Source organism: Haloferax sp. AB510 (assembly GCF_024136985.1).
In the GTDB taxonomy this organism is placed as follows: Archaea; Halobacteriota; Halobacteria; order Halobacteriales; family Haloferacaceae; genus Haloferax.
In genome coordinates, this window is record NZ_JAMYJY010000201.1 from 1 (window position 1) to 2,000 (window position 2,000).

Here is a 2,000-nt window from a genome sequence, read left to right on the forward strand (position 1 = left end):
GGCCGCGTCAGCCCTCGAATCCCGCGTCCGCGACGCTCTCGCGGACTGCCGGTGGAGGCCGACGCGCTCCAAGTCGGCAGCACCGCCCGCGGCACGTGGCTCTCGGGCGACCGCGACATCGACCTGTTTGTGCGCTTTCCCGCCGACCTCGACCGCGAGGAGCTCGAAACGTACGGCCTCGAAGTCGGCCACGCGGTCCTTCCCGACGGCCACGAAGAGTACGCCGAACACCCCTACGTGAAAGGCGACTACGACGGCTTCGACGTGGACCTCGTCCCCTGTTACGACGTTCCCACCGCCTCGGACATCCGCTCTGCGGTCGACCGGACGCCCTTTCACAACGCCTACCTGACCGAGCGCCTCGACGACGACCTCGCGGCCGACGTGCGCGTGTTCAAGCGATTTCTGAAGGGTATCGGCGCATACGGGAGCGACCTCCGAACTGAGGGCTTCTCGGGCTATCTCGCCGAACTCCTCGTGGTCGAACACGGCGGCTTCGAATCGTTGCTCCGGGCGGCCGCCGACTGGAGTCCGCAGGTCGAGTTCGACCCGGAGAACCACGGGACACCGAGCTTTTCCGACCCGCTCGTCGTCATCGACCCAACCGACCCCAAACGGAACGTCGCCGCGGTCTGCTCGGCTGAGAACGTCGCCCGCCTCCAGCACTACGCCCGCGACCTGCTCGCGGACCCGCGCGAATCGCTCTTTTTCCGGCCGGATCCGCCGGCGCTCGACGCCGACGGCGTTCGGAATCACCTCGACCGCCGCGGGACCACGGCCGTCGCCGTCGTCTTCGACTGCCCGGACCTCGTGGACGACCAGCTCTACCCGCAACTGAGAAAGTCACTGACTGGCGTCGCCGACGGCCTCGATAGACGTGGCTTCGACGTGTTCCGGCGCGCGACGTTCGCCGACACCGATACCGACGGCGAGGGGCAGGGCGAGGCGGTCCTCTTCGCCGAGCTCTCTGTCGCCGAGCGCCCGGTGGTCGAGCGCCACGAGGGGCCGCCGGTCCACGTCCGCCGCCACGCCGAGGGGTTTTACGGCGCGTACGAGGACGGCGACGACCACTACGGACCGTTCCTCGACGGCGACCGCTACGTGGTCGAGCGCGAGCGGGAGTTCACCTCGGCGACCGGCTTCCTCGAAAGCGACGCGCTGTTCGACGTGGCGCTCGGAAAACACGTGGAATCGACGCTCAGAGAGGAGGGCTACGACGTGCTCGTCGGCGACGACGTGGCCGCGCTCGCGGAGGCGTTCGGCGACGAATTGGGCCGTTACTTCGCGCCGAGACCGTGAGCGGCGCGCACGTCGTCGACTAGCTCGACGTTCTTCTCGTCGGGGTCTTCGTCGGGCTCCATCGCGATGCGGCCGTCGAACGTCTCGTGGACGGTGGCGACACCCTCCGAGAGCGTGTCGAGCCCGTAGCCGCCTTCGAGGACGAACGCGATGGCAGCGTCGGTCGCCTCACAGAGGTCCTGAACGCACTCGGTGAGCATCGCGTAGCCCTCGGTCGAGACGCGCATCCGCGAGATGGGGTCGTGGCGGTGAGCGTCGAAACCGGCGCTCACGATGAACAGGTCGGGGTCGAACCGCTCGACTGCGGGCGCGATGGTCTCGTCGAACGAGTAGACGTAGTCGGCGTCGCCCGCGCCGGCGTGGAGCGGGACGTTGAGGGTCGTCCCCTCGCCGTCGCCCTCGCCGGTCTCTTCGACCTCGCCCGTGCCGGGGTAGAGGCCGTCCTCGTGGATGGACGTGTAGAACACGTCACCACGGTCGTAGAAGATGTCCTGCGTGCCGTTGCCGTGGTGGACGTCCCAGTCGAAGATTGCGACGCGCTCGGCGAGGCCGTCGTCGATGACCGCCTGCGCGGCCACGGCGGCGTTGTTGAAGAAGCAAAAACCCATGGCGTCGTCCTCGACGGCGTGGTGACCCGGCGGCCGGCCGAGCGAGAACGGCGTGTCGCGGCCGTCGTCGCCGTCGAGTGCGGCCCGGGCGGC

1 protein-coding gene and 1 pseudogene are annotated in these 2,000 nt (G+C 68.8%); one reads left to right on the forward strand and one right to left on the reverse strand.

Annotated features, from left to right (window positions below):
• Positions 1 to 1,299 (forward strand): annotated as a pseudogene (gene cca, locus NKF06_RS20485) (CCA tRNA nucleotidyltransferase); the annotation flags it as partial.
• On the opposite strand, the gene NKF06_RS20490 reads toward cca, so the two are convergent.
• Positions 1,278 to 2,000 (reverse strand): histone deacetylase (locus NKF06_RS20490; protein ID WP_253246449.1); only part of this gene is annotated, 723 nt, incomplete at its 5' end. The pseudogene cca and the gene NKF06_RS20490 sit on opposite strands and share 22 nt — an antisense overlap.